Annotated in this window: 17 protein-coding genes; 6 read left to right on the forward strand and 11 right to left on the reverse strand. The window is 44.2% G+C overall.

Features of this window, described 5'->3' with window-relative positions:
• Positions 1-129: 129 nt before the first annotated feature.
• The 5 genes from urtE to urtA form a co-directional block, all read right to left on the reverse strand.
• The gene (gene urtE, locus A3729_RS07935; protein WP_068513012.1) at positions 130-843 is read right to left on the reverse strand and encodes an urea ABC transporter ATP-binding subunit UrtE; all 714 of its coding nucleotides are present in this window, start codon (positions 841-843) and stop codon (positions 130-132) included.
• A 2-nt stretch (positions 844-845) separates the two neighbouring features.
• Positions 846-1,691, reverse strand: a complete 846-nt coding sequence (urtD, locus tag A3729_RS07940) for an urea ABC transporter ATP-binding protein UrtD (protein ID WP_068513015.1) — start codon at positions 1,689-1,691, stop codon at positions 846-848.
• Entirely contained in the window at positions 1,688-2,848 is a 1,161-nt protein-coding gene (gene urtC / locus A3729_RS07945) for an urea ABC transporter permease subunit UrtC (protein ID WP_082880368.1), read from the reverse strand. The genes urtD and urtC overlap by 4 nt, the downstream gene beginning before the upstream one ends.
• The gene (gene urtB / locus A3729_RS07950) at positions 2,845-4,458 is read right to left on the reverse strand and encodes an urea ABC transporter permease subunit UrtB (protein ID WP_156490601.1); all 1,614 of its coding nucleotides are present in this window, start codon (positions 4,456-4,458) and stop codon (positions 2,845-2,847) included. Before urtB ends, urtC begins: the two co-directional genes overlap by 4 nt.
• Positions 4,459-4,670: 212 nt before the next feature.
• Entirely contained in the window at positions 4,671-5,951 is a 1,281-nt protein-coding gene (urtA, locus tag A3729_RS07955; protein WP_156490602.1) for an urea ABC transporter substrate-binding protein, read from the reverse strand.
• A gap of 287 nt (positions 5,952-6,238) precedes the next feature.
• On the opposite strand from urtA, the gene A3729_RS07960 reads away from it, so the two are divergent.
• The 3 genes from A3729_RS07960 (at position 6,239) to dbpA (ending at position 11,093) form a co-directional block, all read left to right on the forward strand.
• Positions 6,239-8,038, forward strand: coding sequence for a GGDEF domain-containing protein (locus A3729_RS07960; protein ID WP_197475679.1), 1,800 nt, complete (start codon positions 6,239-6,241; stop codon positions 8,036-8,038).
• Between the two features lie 88 nt (positions 8,039-8,126).
• Entirely contained in the window at positions 8,127-9,572 is a 1,446-nt protein-coding gene (gene ppnN / locus A3729_RS07965) for a nucleotide 5'-monophosphate nucleosidase PpnN (protein WP_369808630.1), read from the forward strand.
• Between the two features lie 138 nt (positions 9,573-9,710).
• On the forward strand, positions 9,711-11,093 hold the full coding sequence (gene dbpA / locus A3729_RS07970) for an ATP-dependent RNA helicase DbpA (protein ID WP_068554281.1): 1,383 nt from the start codon (positions 9,711-9,713) through the stop codon (positions 11,091-11,093).
• A 55-nt stretch (positions 11,094-11,148) separates the two neighbouring features.
• Here dbpA and A3729_RS07975 read toward each other — a convergent pair whose 3' ends face one another.
• The 3 genes from A3729_RS07975 to A3729_RS07985 all read right to left on the reverse strand — a co-directional run bounded on the left by A3729_RS07975 (position 11,149) and on the right by A3729_RS07985 (position 13,419).
• Positions 11,149-11,829: a hypothetical protein gene (locus A3729_RS07975; protein WP_068554282.1), complete on the reverse strand. Its 681-nt coding sequence runs from the start codon at positions 11,827-11,829 to the stop codon at positions 11,149-11,151.
• Between the two features lie 264 nt (positions 11,830-12,093).
• Positions 12,094-12,642: a VF530 family DNA-binding protein gene (locus A3729_RS07980; protein WP_068633590.1), complete on the reverse strand. Its 549-nt coding sequence runs from the start codon at positions 12,640-12,642 to the stop codon at positions 12,094-12,096.
• Between the two features lie 90 nt (positions 12,643-12,732).
• The gene (locus A3729_RS07985; RefSeq protein WP_156491795.1) at positions 12,733-13,419 is read right to left on the reverse strand and encodes a hypothetical protein; all 687 of its coding nucleotides are present in this window, start codon (positions 13,417-13,419) and stop codon (positions 12,733-12,735) included.
• Between the two features lie 665 nt (positions 13,420-14,084).
• On the opposite strand from A3729_RS07985, the gene A3729_RS07990 reads away from it, so the two are divergent.
• Positions 14,085-14,612, forward strand: a complete 528-nt coding sequence (locus tag A3729_RS07990; RefSeq protein WP_156490600.1) for a hypothetical protein — start codon at positions 14,085-14,087, stop codon at positions 14,610-14,612.
• A 49-nt stretch (positions 14,613-14,661) separates the two neighbouring features.
• Here A3729_RS07990 and A3729_RS07995 read toward each other — a convergent pair whose 3' ends face one another.
• Entirely contained in the window at positions 14,662-15,156 is a 495-nt protein-coding gene (locus tag A3729_RS07995; RefSeq protein WP_068554286.1) for a hypothetical protein, read from the reverse strand.
• Between the two features lie 357 nt (positions 15,157-15,513).
• Here A3729_RS07995 and A3729_RS08000 point away from each other — a divergent pair, with 357 nt between their 5' ends.
• Positions 15,514-16,092: a hypothetical protein gene (locus A3729_RS08000; protein ID WP_068507775.1), complete on the forward strand. Its 579-nt coding sequence runs from the start codon at positions 15,514-15,516 to the stop codon at positions 16,090-16,092.
• On the opposite strand, the gene A3729_RS08005 is transcribed toward A3729_RS08000, so the two are convergent.
• Positions 16,089-16,355, reverse strand: a complete 267-nt coding sequence (locus A3729_RS08005; protein ID WP_068507777.1) for a hypothetical protein — start codon at positions 16,353-16,355, stop codon at positions 16,089-16,091. The two genes, A3729_RS08000 and A3729_RS08005, sit on opposite strands and share 4 nt — an antisense overlap.
• Complete coding sequence (locus A3729_RS08010; RefSeq protein WP_068554289.1) at positions 16,356-17,435, reverse strand: aminopeptidase; 1,080 nt, start codon at positions 17,433-17,435, stop codon at positions 16,356-16,358.
• Between the two features lie 184 nt (positions 17,436-17,619).
• Between A3729_RS08010 and A3729_RS08015 the strand changes: the two genes are divergently transcribed.
• Positions 17,620-20,277, forward strand: coding sequence for a cation-translocating P-type ATPase (locus A3729_RS08015; RefSeq protein ID WP_068511635.1), 2,658 nt, complete (start codon positions 17,620-17,622; stop codon positions 20,275-20,277).
• The last annotated feature ends 112 nt before the right edge of the window (positions 20,278-20,389 follow it).

Raw genomic sequence — 20,389 nt, forward strand, 5'->3', positions numbered from 1 at the left:
CCCCGTCATTCCAAAGACCCCCGTCATTCCAAAGACCCCCGTCATTCCCGCGAAGGCGGGAATGACAGCGTTTTATGGAAATGTCTGTGGGTAACGATAAAAAAGAGTGTAGAGAGAGTAATAACCTCTTTATACAGCCAAGTACTTACTAATCAAGTCATCACTCAGCTTATCCATCGTGTCATTGGCCACGACACGGCCTCTATCCATTAGCCTAAAGGATTGTCCAACGCGTCGAGCAAAGCCAAGTTTCTGCTCTACAAGGATAACCGTCAAGCCTTCTTCTTCATTTAACTTCATCACAACATCGCCAATTTGCTTAACAATGTTAGGCTGAATACCTTCATTTGGCTCATCCAGAATTAACACCTTAGGCTCTATAATCAGCGCTCTGCCAATGGCCAACTGCTGTTGCTGGCCACCCGATAAGTCACCACCGCGGCGATGCATCATTTCGCCTAGCACAGGGAATAGATCAAAAATTTTCTGAGGAATTTCACCCGCGCCTTCCTGACCTTTTAAACGTCCCTTGCGAATAGGCAAACCCACACGTAAATTCTCTTCAACGGTTAGTAATGGAAAGATCTCCCGTCCCTGCGGCACATAGCCAATACCTGCGGGTGCTCGAGCTTCGGCTGTTTTTCCCTGCAAAGGCTGGCCATCCATTAATATTTCGCCATTGGTGACGGGAAGCAGTCCCATGATGGCCTTAAGTAAGGTAGTTTTACCGACACCATTACGGCCCATGATACAAGTGCGTGAACCTGGCTCGATCTGCATGTCCAAGTCCCAAAGGATTTGAGTGCCGCCGTAATGCTGATTAACCTTGTTTATTGAAATCATAATTAAGCCTCATCACCCGTTTCATCACCCAAATACACTTCCCTTACATCTTTATTATTTTGCACCTCGTCCATAGTCCCCTCTGCCAATACAGAGCCTTGATGCAATACCGTCACGGTTTTGGCAATTGATCGAACAAATTCCATATCGTGTTCAACGACCACGACGGTGTGTTCACCCGCTAAAGAGTTCAACAGCTCAGCGGTTCGTTCTGTTTCTTGTGCCGTCATGCCAGCAACCGGCTCGTCAACTAATAGCAAACGTGGCTCAGACGCGAGCAACATACCAATTTCCAACCACTGCTTTTGCCCATGTGATAAGGAACCTGCCAGCATCATACGGTGCTCTTTCAAGCCAATTGTTTCCAATACGTGGTCAATTCGGCCTATCTCTTCCGAACTAAGTGTAGAAAATAAAGTGGGCAGCACGCGCTTGTTTGTTTTTAGCGCTAGCTCAAGGTTATCCAGAACTGTATGCGCTTCAAACACTGTGGGCTTTTGAAACTTTCGACCTATCCCTAGCTGAGCAATCTCTGCTTCATCTTTTTCCAGCAAGTTATGTGTTTGACCAAAATAAACCGAGCCTTCGTCACATTGGGTCTTTCCGGTAATCACATCCATCAAGGTCGTTTTACCTGCGCCATTTGCACCTATTAAGCAGCGAAGTTCACCATCATTGATATAGAGGTTCATGTCATTCAGTGCTTTAAAGCCGTCGAAACTGACTGACAAGCCTTCGATATAGAGAATCACGTTCTTCGATACATCAACATGCACATCGTCTTCGCGCATGAAACTCCATACTTGGTCTCGACGCATCGTTTCTCGAGTTGTATCCAATACATTCATGATGCTGTCTCCCCGGTTTCTAATTTATTCTTCTTTAGCGTTCGCTTGTCTCTAATTTGCTCCATTAAGCCCATCAGGCCTTTTGGTAAGTAAAGCGTAACGAAGACAAACAAGGCACCCAATGCGAATAACCAACCATCTGGCATAATCGCGGTGAATTTAGTCTTCGCAAAATTCACTAACAATGCACCGATAACTGCACCAATCAAAGTTCCTCGGCCACCCACTGCTACCCAGATCACCATTTCGATAGAGTTAATGGGTGAGAATTCACCTGGGTTAATAATACCGACTTGAGGAACGTACAAGGCACCCGCTACTGCCGCAATCACAGCTGAGTAGACGAACAACCAAACTTTATAGCGCTCAGTACGATAGCCAATAAAACGTGCTCTGTTTTCACCATCACGAATCGCGACAATAACCTTGCCAAAGCGTGATTTAAATATCGCATGGCTCGCAAGCAACACTAAACACAATATGACAGAGGTGGCGACAAACAAACCAATTCGCGTGCTGTCTGCTTGTAAATCAAAGCCTAGTATCTCTTTGAAATCTGTTAAGCCGTTGGTCCCGCCAAAACCCATCTCGTTTCGGTAGAAAGACAGCATCAATGCATAAGTCAGTGCTTGCGTCATGATCGATAGATATACACCCGTGACTCGAGACCTGAATGCCAACCAACCGAACACGAAAGCTAGCAAGCCAGGCACCAATGCCACCATGATCATCGCAAACCAGAATTGATCCATACCCTGCCAGAACCAAGGTAGCTCTTGCCAATTCAGAAAGACCATAAAGTCAGGTAGCTCAGGGTGACCATAGACACCACGGTCACCAATCTGACGCATTAAATACATGCCCATGCCGTAGCCACCAAGCGCGAAAAATGCACCATGACCCAAGCTCAAAATACCGCAATAGCCCCAGATAATATCAACTGCCAAAGCCAGCATGGCGTAGCACAAGTACTTACCCAGCAAAGTTATGGTATAGGTGCTGACATAAAACACTGAACCTTCAGGCATCACCAAGTTACCGATAGAGGCAAGGAAAGTGATGGCGAGTAAAAGAATTACAAATGGAAAGGTTCGACTCCCCGGCTGACCTTCTCGGCCCATTAATCCGCGATCAAACAGCGTACTTAAAATACTCATTCTGCCGCTCTCCCCTTCTGTGGAAACAGTCCTTTCGGTTTTTTCTGAATAAACAAGATGATGAATACCAATACCAAGATGCTAGCCAATACTGCACCGGTAACCGGCTCAAGAAATTTATTGGCAATACCTAAGCTGAAGCCTGCTACCAAGGTCCCCCAAAGGTTTCCAACACCACCAAACACAACGACCATAAAGGAGTCGATAATGTAAGCTTGCCCGAGATTCGGCCCTACGTTCGTTAACTGACTCAAAGCCACACCCGCCATACCGGCGATACCTGAACCTAAACCAAAAGTCATTGCATCGACCCAGTCTGTGCGAATACCCATGGCTTTTGCCATGTCACGGTTCTGAGCAACCGCACGAACATTCAACCCCAATGAGGTCTTATTTAAGATCAACAACAACAGACCAAACACCAATAATGCAAAGGCAAGAATGTAAAGGCGGTTCATCGTGAGCGATAAGACAGGGTTGATATCTAAGGAGCCACTCATCCAGCTCGGCGTTTCAACTTGGCGGTTGAGCGGAGAAAATACGGTGCGAACCAATTGCTGCAAGATGAGACTGATACCAAAGGTTGCCAGTAACGTTTCAAGCGGACGACCGTGAAGATGACGAATTACGCCTCGCTCTATACAGATGCCAACAAAGCCCGACACTAGGAAAGCTGCCGGAATAGCGACCCAAATCGAATAGTCGATAGCATTCGGCATCAGCAACTGAACCACATAAGTGGTATAAGCGCCCAGCATGATCATCTCACCATGCGCCATATTAATAACGCCCATAACGCCAAAGGTAATTGCCAGGCCAATTGCAGCAAGCAAAAGGACAGAACCTAAGCTCAATCCGAAAAAGAGCTTATCGACAAACTGAAAGTTAGCGACTCGATCTTCAATCAGTGTTAACGCCTTTTGTGCCGCCGCCACAACGACTTCATCACTATCATTTTCAACAATTTTGGCGAGCAGATTCTTAATCTCATTTTCCAAACGACCTGCCAGGGTTTCAATTGACGCCAGTCGTTCTTCGCGAACTTTGCTGTTTTCTAAGGCATAAATAGCAAGTGCAACCCCCATCATTTCCAATACTTCTTCATCTTGCTCAGACACTTTCACTGCTTGAATGGCTTCAATCAGGCTTTCATCCAAACTTGATAGTAAAGAAGTGAGCGCTGAAAGACGCAACTCTGGGTCCTTTGCACTTAGCTGAATACGTGCAATTGCCCCACGGAGATAAGAGCGCACTTTGTTATTCACACGAACTTTCTTGTAGAGTTTCTTTTTCAATGGCTCTAACTCAGCACCGGTGAAAACTTCGTGAAAGACTTTTTCGCCATCAACTTTTTTCACCGACATAAGTGAGTTACGGTCTTTCTTAAGATAATGAAGCTGCCCCTTTAGCATCACCTGAAACATGGGGAGCAAGGTTTCCCCTGCGTGTGCTTCCAAGTCTTTCAAGATCGGAATAATCTTCTTAAGCTTGGCTTTCGTCAGTTTGCTTAAGAGCGCTTGGGTTTCGCTATCTATTGCTGTCGCAACAGTGCTTGGACTGTTCTCGGCGTTCGATGCCGCATAGCTTTGGTTGAACACCAAGCTAAACATTATCGCAAGAATAAAGGGCAGGATTCTCACCGCTGTACTCCATTTTAGGTTCATTTAACACGCAACTTCCCTGTTGTGTCTGTTCAGATATGATCTGAAGCCAAACATCATAGGGAAATTACGGGGTTGTAGGTTTAGAAATGAGGAGCACCGGACAGTGCTCCCCTTTTAAGTTGCCGAATAAATGTTTCCGGCTAGCTAAAGCTCAGGTCTTAGAAGTTCTGACCAGAACACTTAGCTGTTTTAGTATTAAAGTTGCCGCACTTAACCGGGTCAGTCCAGTCAGCAATTAGGTCTTTAGAACCTGGTAGGTAGTTAGACCAAGCATCACCAATTACTTCACCGTTAGTTTCCCAAACCACTTCAAATTGACCATCTTCTTGAATCTCGCCAATTAAAACTGGCTTACTCAAATGGTGGTTAGTATTCATAACAGCAGTACCGCCAGTCAGGTTAGGTACCGATACACCCAAGATAGCTTGCTCAACTGCGTCTACGTCAGTAGTACCCGCTTTCTCAACTGCTTTCGCCCACATTTCGAAACCAATGTAGGTCGCTTCCATTGGGTCGTTAGTCACACGCTTGTCGTCTTTGATGTAAGACTTCCAGTTTGCAATAAACTCTTCGTTTACATCACTTTCAACGCTTTGGAAGTAGTTCCAAGCTGCCAAGTGACCAACAAGTGGCTTAGTGTCTAGACCAGACAGTTCTTCTTCACCAACAGAGAATGCAACCACTGGAATATCTTCAGCAGAAATACCCTGGTTACCTAGCTCTTTATAGAAAGGAACGTTTGCATCACCATTAATTGTTGAAACAACCGCTGTCTTCTTACCTGCGCTACCGAACTTCTTGATGTCTGAAACAATTGACTGCCAATCAGAGTGACCGAAAGGTGTGTAGTTGATCATGATATCTTTTTCTGCAACGCCTTTAGCCTTAAGGTATGCCTCAAGAATCTTGTTCGTTGTACGTGGGTAAACGTAATCAGTACCTGCAAGTACCCAACGCTCAACCTCAAGGTCATTCATCAAGTAGTCAACGGCTGGAACCGCTTGCTGGTTTGGCGCAGCACCTGTGTAGAAAACATTTTTAGACGACTCTTCACCTTCGTACTGAACAGGGTAGAACAACAAACCGTTCAACTCTTCAATGACAGGAAGAACCGCTTTACGTGAAGATGACGTCCAGCAACCGAAAATTACGTCAACCTCGTCTTTAGTAAGCAGTTCACGTGTTTTCTCTGCAAATAATGGCCAGTTCGATGCGGGGTCAACCACAACAGGCTCTAGCTTCTTACCTAGCAAACCACCTTCTTTGTTCTGCTCTTCGATCATCATTAGAACCGTGTCTTTCAGTGTTGTTTCACTGATCGCCATAGTGCCTGATAGAGAGTGAAGTACACCGACTTTAATCGTGTCAGCAGCCATTGCGCTCATTGCAAATGCTGAAGCACTTGCGCTAAGAACTAAACCTTTAAGCATTTTTTTCATTGTCATGATTCTACCTTCCTCAAAATAAGACTCTTGGATAATGAGGCACTTGTTATAAATTTGGAGTTATAGCCTCTTCATGAACGATTATGAAAAATATACTGCTTCGGGGGTATTGGCTGATTGACGAATTCGACTACGTCAAATAACGTATTCACTCTATAAACCGACTCTTACTGACACTCAATAAAGCTCGTTACAATAAGCCGCAAAGATTAAAAGACTAATAGAGATTGTTTGCTAGTATTAATAGTTAATAAAGAACAACTATGATATCCCCTGAGCTCATGCAAAAAAAATTCGTTGTAAAAGACATCCTGAAGCACCATAACATCACCAGCTGGTTCCAACCGATCATTAATGTCGAGCGGCGTGAACTCATCGGCTGGGAGGCCTTTTCACGAGGGCCAGAGACTGATAATGGTTTAGAAACGCCAGCAATGTTTGATACGGCTGCCGAAGCGGGTATTTTAAAACCTTTTGACTTGATGTGCCTACACACAGCGGCCGAGAGCTTTGACCAGCTTCAACTGGAGAACAAGTTATTCATCAACATATCCAACGAAATGCTCATCGCCAGTAGTCGTTTAAAGGATCAGGTTGGAAAACTCATTGCTGACAATAGAGTTCCATCAACACGTATGGTGTTGGAAATTGATGAAAAGAATGCCAGCAATAACATTAATGAGCTTATCGAAGCTGTTCATTTTTTTCATGAGCAAGGCTTTGAGGTCGCAGTTGACCATTTGAGTGGAATAGACAATGTTGGTGAAAGCGCGTCGTTACATAAACTCTGGTCTGAAATAAAACCAGATTACATCAAACTGGATCGCAGCTTCATTCAAAACGTAAATGGTAGTGCCAGCAAACAAAAAACGGTCAAAGAAGTGGTAGCTGTCGCCCGCTCGATTGGTTCTGTGTTAATTGCTGAAGGGGTCGAAACAGAAAAAGAGCTTAAGAAGCTATATGAGCTAGGAGTTCATAATGTCCAAGGCTATTTAATTCAAAAACCACAGTTAGCACCCGTCGCCCCCAAGCTCGATGACTTACTCGACAAAGAACTGTTCGCAGAAACCAACCAAAAAAGTTTGGCCTGCGACTTGGTTGTTTCAACAGCTCATGTCGAAGTCGGCACCACAATCCAAAGCGTCTTTGAGTTACTTGAAGCCAATGTTCACATGAGTTCCATTGCGGTAGTAGAGAATGAGAAAGTAAAAGGCATTATCTTTCGCACTCCCTTTATGAACAAGTATTCCAAGCGACAGAGACGAGAAGTCGTTCAAGCCAAGTGTATCTCAAGCGAAATGAGCTCAGACTTGCTGCATGTTGACGCTCATCAGCGCATAGAGCAAGTCAGCCGCCTGGTCACATCTCGCGCGCAATTAGATGCAGAGCATGACTTTATTATCTCTAATGAGCAGCATTTTCTTGGGATCGGAACGGTCATCGACCTATTACGCAAGGTCACTCAGTTGCGCGTCAAACCAGATCACCAGGAAAACATCCTGACCATGCTCCCGGGGAACACCCCTATCGGGAATTGCGTCATGGAACTTCTGGATAAAGATACTCCCTTCTCAATCGCGCTTCTCGATTTGGCAAACTTTAAACCCTTCAACAATCATTACAGCCACAACCGGGGTGATGAAGTACTGATCATGTTTGCCGAGATTCTAAGAAAGCAACTTAAACAAGGCGCTAGCTTTGCCGGGCATATCGGTGGGGATGATTTTGTACTGATTATGCCTCAGGATGAGTGGCAAGAATTACTCCGCTCCGTTTTCACTGAGTTCAACCACAAAGTACTTAAATTCTATTCGGATAACGACATCAAACAAGGTGGTATCGAAAGCACCGACCGAAATGGTCATATGCGCCTATTCGATTTTGTATCTCTCTCGGCAGGTGTCATGACCGTTAAAGAAGAATATTTCGACTCCTTCCAAAGCTTGCTGACTCAGCTTATACAACTAAAACAGCGCACAAAGAGACAACTTGGTACCTGCTTGGCCCATTTGAATGACGCTCAAATCAAGCTCTATTCTTATGATGAAAGCGGCTTTGTCGATGAAGGTGTGAGCGATTAACTTAGATATTGTCACCCAAGCAGCATAGGCGTGAACTATGCTCAAGTAGGCTACATAGAAAGTTAAACAATTTAAAGCAGGTAACATTATGGCGAGTATCGACAAACCGGCTCCACGAGAAAACTCTCACACGATAAGCGATAACCCCAGTATCAACATTTTACCTTGTGAGACAATGCCCTACGCCACAGTCTCCCCTGAAGGCTCCCTTGAAATCCTTTCTGCCTATGAAGTAAAACAATTAGTCGAGTTATCGAGAACCAAGGTCTATGAATTGTTTAAGCGCTGTGCTTTAGCGGTCTTAAATACCGGCAGCACCGTCGATGATACCAATGAAATCATCGAGCGCTATAAAGATTTCAGTATCAAATTTATACGCCAGTCTCGTGGTATCAAGCTGCTGATTGAAAATGCGCCTGGCTCAGCCTTTGTTGATGGCAAGATGATTCGCGGTATTCGGGAACAACTTTTTTCAGTATTAAGAGATGTGCTCTACGTTCAAAACCAACTGCTTGACCCTCAGCATTTTGACTTTGAACACTCCAAGGGCATCACTGATGCAGTCTTTCATATTCTTAGAAATGCCAACTTGCTGCGCAAAGGCGCCCAAGCACCGCTTATAGTCTGCTGGGGTGGCCACTCTATCAATCGATGCGAATATGAATTTACCAAAGAGGTGGGCTACCAACTAGGCCTTCGCGAAGCAAACATTATTACCGGCTGTGGCCCCGGCGCAATGAAGGGGCCCATGAAAGGTGCCACAATAGGCCACGCCAAACAGCATTTTGAAGAGCGGCGCTATATAGGCATTACAGAGCCAGGAATTATCGCAGCCGAGTCTCCAAACCCTATCGTCAATGAACTAGTTATACTCCCAGACATCGAAAAACGCCTGGAAGCCTTTGTGCGCTGTGGTCACGGGGTTATCGTATTTCCTGGCGGTGTTGGTACGGCAGAGGAAATTCTCTATATTTTGGGCATTCTACTTCACCCCAAAAACGCTAAGACCCCCTTCCCTTTAGTCTTTGCCGCCGGAAAAGAAAGCGAAGCCTATTTCAAGATGATTGACGATTTTATTGGCCAAACTCTTGGCGAAGAAGCACAAGAGAAATATCAAATTATTACTGACAATCCCGGTGCTGTCGCTCAGCATATGGTGCAAACCTGTCATAAGGTCTTTAAACATCGCCGCTCCCGAAAAGATGCTTATTTTTTCAACTGGCAACTTCATATCGACCATCAGTTTCAAAAAACTTTCGAGCCCACTCATCCCAACATGGCAAACCTAGACCTGTCCAAAAATCAGGAGCCTCACATTCTTGCCGCAAACTTACGCAAAGCTTTTTCAGGAATTGTTGCCGGTAATGTCAAGGAGCAAGGTTTGAAAGCAATTGCAGAGCATGGTTCATTCAAGATCACTGGAGATTTGGAAATTATAGAGCCATTGGATAAGCTCTTGCGCACGTTCGTCGACCAGCGCCGAATGAAGCTGGGTGATAAGGAATACAAACCTTGTTATGAGGTTGTCTCATGAGATGATAGGGAAACCTCCTTAGTTAGAATTCAGCTAGAGATGGAACACTTCGCTGACAAGTACTAGAATGTGCCACTTATTAAGGCCCGTATTCGATAAACAGGGGCCTTGCTGCTTTCCAACATCAGGACAATTATTTTGAGCGACTCTGCTTTTTCTTCCCAAGCCCTAAAAAAAGAACTTTTAGACAATCTGGATTCATTAGGCTATCAAGCCATGACACCGATTCAAATGCAGAGCCTGCCCCTGATTATTGAGGGAAAAGATGTCATCGCGCAAGGTCAAACGGGCTCAGGAAAGACTGCCGCATTTGGGCTTGGGCTACTCAATAAGCTAGACGTAAAACGTTTCAGAATTCAATCTTTGGTGCTCTGCCCTACTCGTGAGCTGGCCGATCAAGTCGCCAAAGAAATTCGCAAACTTGCCCGCGCTATTCACAATATAAAAGTTCTCACCTTATGTGGCGGCATGCCTTTTGGCCCTCAAGTTGGTTCTTTAGAGCACGGCGCACATATCATCGTCGGTACTCCTGGCCGGGTTGAAGAACACGTTAGAAAAGGTAACCTGAAGCTCAACAATGTTGACACGCTGGTATTGGACGAAGCTGATAGAATGCTAGACATGGGCTTTCAGGAGGCCTTGGATACTATCATTGAAGATATACCAGAAGAGCGCCAAACTCTGCTGTTAAGCGCAACCTATCCAAAACAGATTCAATCGATCGCAGCGCAATATCTCACCGATCCGGTCATGGTAAAGGTTGAGTCAACACATAGTGACAGCAGTATTGAGCAACACTTCTATGAACTCCCAGATCAAGATGAGCGAATTGATGCAGTTCATCGTATTCTCATGCAGTATCAACCACCATCAACGGTGATTTTCTGCAATACCAAACGAGAAACCCAAGACCTGGCAGATGCCTTACATGATAGAAACTTCAGCGCCATTGCGATACATGGTGATATGGAACAGCGCGATCGAGACCAAACTCTTGTTAGATTCTCTAATCAAAGCGCCTCAATTCTGGTCGCAACGGATGTCGCGGCCCGCGGTCTCGATATTAAAGATCTAGATGCTGTCATAAACTTTCACATAGCACGCGACTCCGAAGTCCATGTTCATCGCGTTGGCAGAACAGGCCGTGCAGGTAGTAAGGGTTTGGCATTTACACTCTACGCAGAAAAAGAACGCTATCGCATAGATAGATTAGAACAGTACCTGAACAAAGAAATAGTGGCAGAAGCACTTCCTTCAGCAGACGTCCTTGCCAAAAAGCCTTTTTACCCACCAATGAAAACAATTCAAATTGACGGTGGAAAGAAACAGAAAGTCAGACCTGGCGACATATTGGGCGCACTGACAGGCGACAAGACGATAGAAGCAACATCGATAGGCAAGATTAATATCTTTGACTTCTCAGCCTATGTTGCGGTTGAACACAAAGTTAGTCGCAAAGCGCTTGAGAAAATTTCAAAAGGAAAACTAAAAGGTCGAAACTTTAGGGCTCGCTTTATTTAAGGCATTGGGATCAGTGTATAAAACATTTTACACTGATCCCAATTCGTTATAATCGCTAGTGCTTACGTCCGAACCTGTATAAACCTAGTAAGGGGAACAAACTAAAAAACAGTGATGAAGGCTCATTCACTTCTATTGAATCAACTGGCCAGTCTCTATATAACAACCACCCTGTACCTTCGTATGAATCTACAAAACGATTAGCGTTATCGATACGATCGAACTCAGATTTCTTCTCGACTGTCTTTAAGGCCCTATCTTGGCGAGTCATAATGTATCCAGCCCAATCAGGTTTATGAGACTCAAAAAAGACTAGGTCAGTACCACTTCCAGTTGTAAAGGTATCGCCAACTAACTCGTGATAGTCTCGCGTTACATCTCTATCTGTCCAACACCCTTCACTCGAGTAGGCAGTACAAGTGGTCGCCCTATAAGCAGGCAATAGTGCTTCGATAAACAGCTGGGCATCAAGCGAATTGGCAATAGACCAACCTTGGTAAGCACCTTGAGTCAACGCACGCGTTTCTTCCAAAGTATTACCAGTCAGTTCATCCCAGCGTAGCCAATCCCGGTTGTTTCGGCTATCAGAAATAATGCTAGCATTAACATCTGCGTCATAGCTTAGCGAGCCAATAGTCATCGACATCACCAAACCCGACTGGCTCAGCAGAGCAGCCAATATAACGAAGATAAAGAAAGTGTTCGGCACTTTAGTTTGCTTGTTCTTTTGAGACATTAAGATCTTCATATTCTTATTTTCGTATTATTAAAATCCACCACGTCTGGCAAGTGAACTTTCGTGCCACAGGTGGAGGAAAATTCAGCTTGTTATGTGGCAGGCTTGAACAAGGGAGAACGCAGAACAGCAAACTGTTTTTGATAGAAAAAACCGTCTTCCTTAGACTAAAGTTTTACTAATTGAGTTTTAAGAGTCATCCTTTTCAGAAGAGAGTATATCATTCACGCATTTAGCATACGGAGCAATTATGTGACGCGAGTCTTATTCCTTCCACTTAGCCCATGGGTCAATAGCACCAGAAGAGGGCTTACTCGGCTTCTTAGCGCCTGATTCTTCGTTGTCGCTATTAGGCTTATCTCTTGTCTTTTCAGATCCAGATTTAGTGTAGGGCGAAGCGGTAAACTTCCTGTTTCTCGAAAAGCTATCACCACTACCTCGCCTTTCTGCAGCTTTTCGCTCTCGTTTTTCCCTAAGTTCCTCAGCATCTTCAAGGCTTAGTTCTGCCGGTTCACCAGGAGTTTGTCCGTCAGGAATAATACGGTCGCGAGGAGGCAATTCGAACTGCTCAGGGGAAGCCTTAGGGAGACTTTTAAACTGGTAAAGGTAAAATGCTTCAACTCTTTCACGAGCCCAATCCGTTTTCTTTAAAAACTTAACGCTGGACTCGATACTTGGATTTGTCTTGAAGCAATTCAGATTCAAATATGCGTGCAGGATTTGAAAGCCATAGAAATCAACGATTTCTGTCACAAGCGTCTTTAAACCCAGGCCATGCAAAGGGTTATTCTGGTAGTTAATTTCTTCAGTCATGAGGTGGTTGGGCTCCAAAAAGTAATTCGCAGCATTATACCTTAAAGAAGCAATAGAAGAGTTTGTTTTAAATAACTTTCGAACAAACCACTAAACTAACTCAATCTCTGAGTCGCAGAGATCGACTTCTTCCTCAAGCCCATATTGATTAATAAATTCCTTCACACGCTCAGTCGCATTCTTTCTGCTCATTTTGGGGCACAGGAATAAAGTTGGCTTATCACAGTAACGGTCCAGAAAACGATCAATAAAGCCTTCATCACAATCATCTGACAAAAACAGAATCCATGCAGAAATTCGGTCATAGAACTCATATCGACTTTCAACAAAGGTAGTAGGGTGATTAAAGTGGCGGACATCTACCCGGTATGAACTCAGCTCCTTTCTAATTAAAGCTGAATACATTTTTGAGTCAGAAAATATTCCTAGACTACGCTCACACAGATAGTTTGGCCCAAGATACCGGTCTTCTATACTGAGCTGATTACCCACGATTACTCTCGCGTTATCAGACTGCGCAACAAACATATCAAATAAGTCGATATGAGGATGCTCTTTGAGCTCCTGCTTTTGACTTTCCTCTACCAGCATTTGAGGCAAAGCTTTCACACCTTCCAGATAGAAAGCCTCATCCTTTTCAGTACTTACGTATACAGGCCTATCCGACGATTCAGGTTCCGATAGAGGTTTCCCTGCACGAGTCCGATAAAAAGATGTTTTAGTAGAGTGTGTTTTGACGCTTGACTGCGATAAACCTGAATACACATCCGAATACAAATTGTTCGGCTTTATGTCATATCCTTTTCTAGTGAAAGGTATTGAAGTGCTTCGTTTGGGAGCTTGCCTCTGAGCCCGGTATATTTCAGGGTCAATAAAGCGTAAATCTGGCTTTGGTTTCTTATGTAATTTTAGGCGTTTAAACACTGCGGCGAACCTCCCTATTCCCTGCATGAACTTGTCAATTCCCTTTTATCGGCAGTTCCAATACTGCCTGAAGCGCAGTTTATTCGAATTTTGAACCTAGTCACAATACAAAAACACGAGATAATCCAAATATGTGACACATTACTTCCATCATAAAACCAGATTTCACATTTGTTTGCAGAACCTTAGCTTACTTTTGCGTAATAATGACTAGGCTTTAGTTATGAACATCTATTAACCAATATAGTTTAACTTTAAAGTTTGCAGGCATTATCATGAATATTCACATGTTCGGCAGTAAAAGCATTAAGAGCAAGTCTGACCTTAAGAAAGTCAATATTCCAACGGGCTCATCAGCTCATGCGGAAGATATCTGGTCAACTGGTGAGTAAGATGCCCTGCATATTCCAATTCTAGGCTCTGAAGCGCATCAATCTCAAGACGACAATCACGCCAAACCTGATCTTTTGAACCCTTTTGGCGTATATATTTCGGAAGAAGCAAAAAATGAAGATGTAATGCTATCTTCCATTGAGGAAAGCAAGCCTCCTTTATTAGAGGACGGTTCGATTCTCGATGATATATGCGCCGAAGCTGAACTATTACTTGAAGAGCTTCGGACTCTAGAACCAGAGAAAGCCCTTGAACCAGCAAGCGAGGAAACAGAGAGAACTGAGATCGTCCAAGAAGAAGCGCTAAGCGAAGAATTAATGCACGCACCAATTCCTACACCACTTGTTGAAGAATGCACCGAGAGAGTCGTCGGCGTATACGCATCATTAGAGCTCTATGTTAAAAGCTTATCTAAAGAGCTCGCTCTATATTGTGATGCAGAAATTCATTGTTTTGACTCCAGCATGAACGAAGCACAGCTTCAGGACGACACCCGCATCAATATGTGGATTGTGAATTTATCAGATGATGATGAAAGCGAATTGCTTGACTCAATTCTTGAAGAAAGCGCTGAACACCCTACCCTTTATCTGTCGGGAAGTTTATCAAAGCATTGTAAGAAACGAATCCAGGCTTTCTTGGAAGAGAATTAACACTTAAGACTTTTCTATGTTGACCTTACCGAGCTAGGTAATTAGCTAATCATGACCTGCCGGTAAACTTTGCAATCAAGCGAGCCAGCCAATTTCTGCCACTTCGGTTTGCCAGCTTTTCTGATTCTGCATTAAATTTTTTAACTTCATTAAAAACAATCTGCTGCATTTGAATTGCAGACAATGAAGCACTTCTATGCACCTCATTGCTATGAGCGTAGTCCGCAGACAGGCTGTGTTGTCTGTACATTAATTGCAGAGATTCTGAAGACGAATGTTCAGGCAATTCATTGCTGCCTACCGCTTTCGAGAACACTTCAGCATTATCGTTAAGACTTTCGGTAACACTGTCATCTGAAAGCTCACAGTTTTGTTCCGCTTTCCCAACAGTAGTTTTAGCCCTTTCAATCGTAGTTTCTGCGGCCTCTTCGATGAGTGCTTCATTAAGCAAAGCTAGCGCCCAGCTTTCATCCACCGGTTCTGGCTTCACTGATACCTGGCTCTCACCCGATCTATTGTTACTACTGATGTCTTGTTTCTTCATAATACGTCATCTATACAGTAAACCCTGCGTTGCGGANAGGCTTTACGAAGCTGACCTGACACGTAAGCACATGAAAAATATATTAAATTTAAGAATGAAGATTATACACTTTTCATTCCATGACAAACATTTTGAATACTGGAAACCGTGAACTTATTGCAATTTTTTACACTCTAGAAAAGCAATACCTCACACTTCTCAAAAATATATAAGGGTTTTATGTATTCGATAGCGCAGTCTCTATAGAATAAAGAGTTGTTTTCTAACACTACGTGCGTCTGTATGATGCAAACGAGAACCGACTGTCTTCAGAATGATAGAGCCCAGTGCTTATCTATAGTTACAAGGAAGAAACTCATGAGCGCACTTATCCACTTGGCAGAAGTCTTTGTTTTTTTGCTTTTCATCATCACCTTCGTAAGAATTCGCTCACTCTATCGTGATTACCCTCCTCTCAACCATACTAAAAAAATGACACAAACTGACGAGCGTAAACCTTTAGTAGGAAATGCTTCAGCCAGTGTGAAATATGAGGACAAAATGGCTATCCTCAAAGAAGCACAAGTTTTTGCAGGTATGCAGCTTCTACCCCTAAAAAAGCGCTATGGAGATATACATGGCGAAAAGTATGCTTGGTTGAGAAAAGCCTGCGCTTTCTACCTTATAGGGGCAACCCGCGCTATAACGAACACAGGCCAATGTGGCCCAGGCACATACGAAGAAATTACTGGACTGGTAATCAAGTCTTGCTTGAAGACCCCTAACAACGACGTACTCGCTTATCTAAAGAGCGCTTCAAATGACGAGTGGGATAAAGAGCAAAAGGTCTTAGCATTAACTGGAGAGCAAGCAGCAGCTAACTGGGTATCAGGCAAGGCTATCCCTCACCACACTACCCTGGACGAACACTTAAGTCGAAACGGAATTATTGCTTAAATTCCAGTGACTGATAGTGAGATAATTTTCTCGTGCCCCTCACCTACCTGAATCTCTTTGCTGCGGAGGCAAACTTTCTCAACTCGCTCGACGCTCATCTCGACTTGCTTAGCAATACTGTCACTCTGCATGTCTACCGAGGCATCTTTTAGACAGCGAGTAATAACACCTTCGTCCATTTTGAATTTCATCCATAAATACAGCCAGACATGCGCCCAGAGAGAGATAATTATCACCAGTGCCAAAACAATATTCTGTGTCATTTATTGATGCTCTCCAATCGCTTCACTTAAGGACTTCAAATGCGCATGCCGCTGTGACTTATCAAGTTCAGACAAGCGCTCAACCTCCTGATAAAAAGCATCCCAATCCTCACCAAGCCTGTGGTATAAAGCGATAAAACCTGGCACCAAGTCCTGATAGTTCGATAAGGTTGAAAAACCGGCATTGTTAAGTTCATTCACCCAGCGGTCATAGCGACTATCCCAAGCATGCTTCTGCTTTAGAGATTGAAAGGAGAGTTTCATTTCCTTCAGCAGCTTATCTTTCTCTTTACGTTTTTTTTCTACGCTCCATGAGTCGTCCTGGTAGACATCATGAAGTTTATCTTTGTAGCTCAAAACAAAGCTCATTAACTTCTTTTGCTCTGCTTTTGCTTGCTGATATTCTTGATATTTATGTGTTTGACTTTGGTTCTTATACCAAAGCTCAGCGCCAATCGTACCAACAGCCGTAGCGAAGTTTTCGTTAAATTTAGTATCATTTTTTATATAGAGCTTGCGATGAGAAATCTCATGTATCAACAACTCGACCAGATATACTTCATCCGTAAATATGAAACTACTTAACAATGGGTCGTCAAAAAAACCTAAGGTAGAATAAGCCCGCACGCCCCCCACTCGAGTTTCAAAGCCTTGTTTTTCAAGTCTCAAGGCTTCAGCTTTGGCCATAGATTGATCGTAATAGCCTCTATAGGCCAAACACCCAAGTATTGGGTAGCACCAAGTATAAGCATCCAAAGACAGTTCAGACGCAGCATAGACATTCCAAACCGCATAGCGTCGGCCTAAGTCTGTATAACTGGTATATGCGTCATCGACTGGTAGATTGAGTTCCTTGCTGGCAAAATCTCTAAGCGCTTGAGATAAAATCAGACGCTTTCGAAGCTCCTCAGAGGTTTCATCATCCGCTAGCAGTGTCTCAACAGGCTCTCGATTCCACAAAAGAGAGGTTTGGCCATTTAACAAATGTGAATAATAACTAACTGAAGAACAAGCACTCAGCAAGGTCACAGACGACAAACACAGGGCACCAAGCCCCAAAACCTTTAATCGCTTTCGCAAGCACTTCCCCTTTTTACGACAAAGCCTCGAAGGCTGGCTTGAATTATAAAAAGAGCTTTTAGATTCGAGCTCTTAAGTGACCCGCATCAAGATTGGTGAATACTGAATATCGTCATTCACTAGAAATCATTTTATGATTAGATCATTCTTATGAAGAAAGAATCTGACCACAGGATTAGAATCTATGTCAACAAAGTGGCACACCTTAAATACTGAAGAATGCGCAGAAGCTCTGAATTCAATAATAGAAAAGGGCCTAAGTAAACAAGAAGCGCAGGAACGTTTAACTACACAGGGAGAAAATATTCTGGAACAGGCCAACACCCGCCCTTGGTGGAAGGTGATCATGGCTCAGTTTCAGGATGTAATGATTATGGTGCTACTCTGCGCGGCGGCGATTTCCGGTCTAGTCGGTGAAGCCGTGGATACACTTATTATCCTTTGTATTATTGGCCTCAATGCAATATTGGGCGCTTTTCAAGAATTCCGGGCTGAAAAAGCGATGGCTTCTCTTAGAGCCATGGCGACACTCGAGACGCTGACTTTACGCGATAGCAAATGGCAGACTATTTCCAGCACGCAACTCGTCCCTGGCGATATTATTAGCCTGGAGGCCGGCAACGTAGTGCCTGCCGATGTTCGCCTTGTCGAGGGCAAGGATATTGAGTGTGATGAATCATCACTGACAGGTGAATCTCTTGGTGTTGATAAACGTGTCGAAGCACTTGAACACGAAGATACCTTGCTCGCTGAGCGCAGCAATATGCTATTCAAAGGCACTCAGATCAACAGGGGCTCAGCTCAATGCATTGTCACTGCCACAGGCATGGAAACCGAGCTGGGGAAAATAGCCTCATTGCTAAAAAGCGCTAAACAGAGCCATACGCCACTCCAGAATAGGCTAGCCCTATTCAGTAAGCGTCTCGCTATCAGTATTGTGTTTATATGCCTGGTTGTGATTGTCCTTGGCCTTATTCGGGGTGAACCCTGGTTATTAATGCTGCTAACCGGTATTAGCCTAGCTGTGGCAGCCATTCCCGAAGCCCTACCTGCTGTTGTAAGTATTGCCTTAGCCTTAGGGGCAGCAAAAATGATCAAGATTAATGCCTTGATGCGTAACCTACCTTCTGTCGAGACCTTAGGCTCGGTTAGCTACATCTGCTCTGATAAAACCGGCACTCTCACTCAGAACAAAATGCACGTAGACAAGCTAATTACACCTGAAAGCAAACCTTACGCCCTGAACAGTTTGGCTCAAAGCTCGCACCTTGCACATGTGCTCTCGCTCAACAATGATGTCAGGGTTAGTCGCGAGATAGAGCAGTCTAGTGGCGAACCGACAGAGCTAGCCTTGTTCAACTGCGCAGCCCAAGCTGGCTTCCTAAAAACAGAACTTGAGAAATCGCTTCCGCGCGTTGCCGAGTGTGCCTTTGACTCTAACCGAAAGCGTATGACTACTGTACACAAGCTAATGGGTGAACCCCACACACCCTTAATTTCTTATACGAAAGGGGCACCTGAAGCAGTACTTTCCTGCTGTAGCCAAGCTTTTACCCAAGCCGCAGAAGTGCAGCAGTTTGATCGTGATCTCTGGCTAGATATTGCAGAAGACCTTGCGACACAAGGCTACCGAGTACTCGCTTTCGCTATGAAGAACTTAAATGACGGCGACACTTTCGATCAGGAAACGCTTGAGTCACAGATGACTTTCCTAGGCTTAGCCGCATTGATCGACCCTCCCCGAGAAGAAGCCAAAGAGGCCGTTCAACAATGTAAAACAGCTGGTATCACACCGATAATGATTACCGGGGATCATCCTGCAACAGCTTTGGCAATTGCGAAACAACTCGATCTGGTTCCAGCTAACGAGTCAGCGAATAGCAGTGAACATCACCCCAGTGTCATTACCGGGGCTGATATGGCATCGATTGATGATATTGAACTCCAACAAACTGTTCAGTCAACGCAAGTTTATGCGCGAGTCTCACCAGAGCAGAAAGTCCGACTGGTAAATGCAATTCAAAGCAATGGCGAATATTGCGCAATGACTGGAGACGGAGTGAACGATGCCCCAGCACTCAAAAATGCCCACATAGGTGTCGCTATGGGGAAGAATGGCACTGACGTAGCTCGTGAAGCTTCTGATATGGTGCTACTCGACGACAACTTCGCCACCATCGTCAAAGCAGTCGAACAGGGTAGACGAATCTTCGATAATATTCGAAAATTCATAAAATATACGATGACCAGTAACTCAGGTGAAATTTGGGTATTACTGCTCGCACCTTTTTTGGGTATGCCTATTCCCCTGCTGCCTATCCACATTCTTTGGATAAACTTGGTTACCGATGGTTTACCTGGATTGGCCCTATCTGTCGAGCCAAAAGAAAAAGGTGTCATGGCCAGAGCGCCACGCCCACCAAATGAAAGTATTTTTTCTCACGGTATGTGGCAACACATTGTATTTATAGGTTTTTTAATCGGTGCACTATCTCTCTTCGCCCAATATTGGGCCCTAGAGTACAGCCCCGACTACTGGCAATCAATGGTATTTACCACGCTGACTTTATCCCAGCTCATGCATGTCATGGCAATTCGTTCAGAAACCTTGTCTCTGTTTTCTATCGGGTTCTTTACCAATAAGGCCTTAATTGCGGCATTGATCAGTACTCTCGCACTGCAATTACTTGTTATTTACACGCCACTAGGTAACGAATGGTTTAAAACTCAGGCACTCCCCATGACGGAGTTATTGATCTGCTGTGGACTAGCTTTAGTAGTTTTCTTCGCCGTAGAAGGCGAAAAGCATTTGGTAAGAAAAGGCTGGCTATATAAGAAATAAACGAGGTAAAAATAAAGAGGTTCAGAGTCGAATGGCACTTACTTAAGGAGAAAATGGCGTCATTCCCTTGAACAAGGGAATCCATTGTTTTGAGGCTAACTCAATGAAATTG

It is taken from the genome of Oleiphilus sp. HI0043 (genome assembly GCF_001634935.1).

Coding starts and splice junctions, on each gene's coding strand:
- A3729_RS07990 (WP_156490600.1), top strand. CDS start 14,085: ATGCTATCTTCCATTGAGGAAAGCAAGCCTCCTTTATTAGAGGACGGT.
- A3729_RS08015 (WP_068511635.1), top strand. CDS start 17,620: ATGTCAACAAAGTGGCACACCTTAAATACTGAAGAATGCGCAGAAGCT.
- urtB (WP_156490601.1), bottom strand. CDS start 4,458: ATGTTTAGCTTGGTGTTCAACCAAAGCTATGCGGCATCGAACGCCGAG.
- A3729_RS08000 (WP_068507775.1), top strand. CDS start 15,514: ATGAGCGCACTTATCCACTTGGCAGAAGTCTTTGTTTTTTTGCTTTTC.
- A3729_RS08005 (WP_068507777.1), bottom strand. CDS start 16,355: ATGACACAGAATATTGTTTTGGCACTGGTGATAATTATCTCTCTCTGG.
- A3729_RS07980 (WP_068633590.1), bottom strand. CDS start 12,642: ATGACTGAAGAAATTAACTACCAGAATAACCCTTTGCATGGCCTGGGT.
- urtD (WP_068513015.1), bottom strand. CDS start 1,691: ATGAATGTATTGGATACAACTCGAGAAACGATGCGTCGAGACCAAGTA.
- A3729_RS07995 (WP_068554286.1), bottom strand. CDS start 15,156: ATGAAGAAACAAGACATCAGTAGTAACAATAGATCGGGTGAGAGCCAG.
- ppnN (WP_369808630.1), top strand. CDS start 8,127: ATGGCGAGTATCGACAAACCGGCTCCACGAGAAAACTCTCACACGATA.
- A3729_RS07960 (WP_197475679.1), top strand. CDS start 6,239: ATGCAAAAAAAATTCGTTGTAAAAGACATCCTGAAGCACCATAACATC.
- urtA (WP_156490602.1), bottom strand. CDS start 5,951: ATGAAAAAAATGCTTAAAGGTTTAGTTCTTAGCGCAAGTGCTTCAGCA.
- urtE (WP_068513012.1), bottom strand. CDS start 843: ATGATTTCAATAAACAAGGTTAATCAGCATTACGGCGGCACTCAAATC.
- urtC (WP_082880368.1), bottom strand. CDS start 2,848: ATGAGTATTTTAAGTACGCTGTTTGATCGCGGATTAATGGGCCGAGAA.
- A3729_RS07975 (WP_068554282.1), bottom strand. CDS start 11,829: ATGTCTCAAAAGAACAAGCAAACTAAAGTGCCGAACACTTTCTTTATC.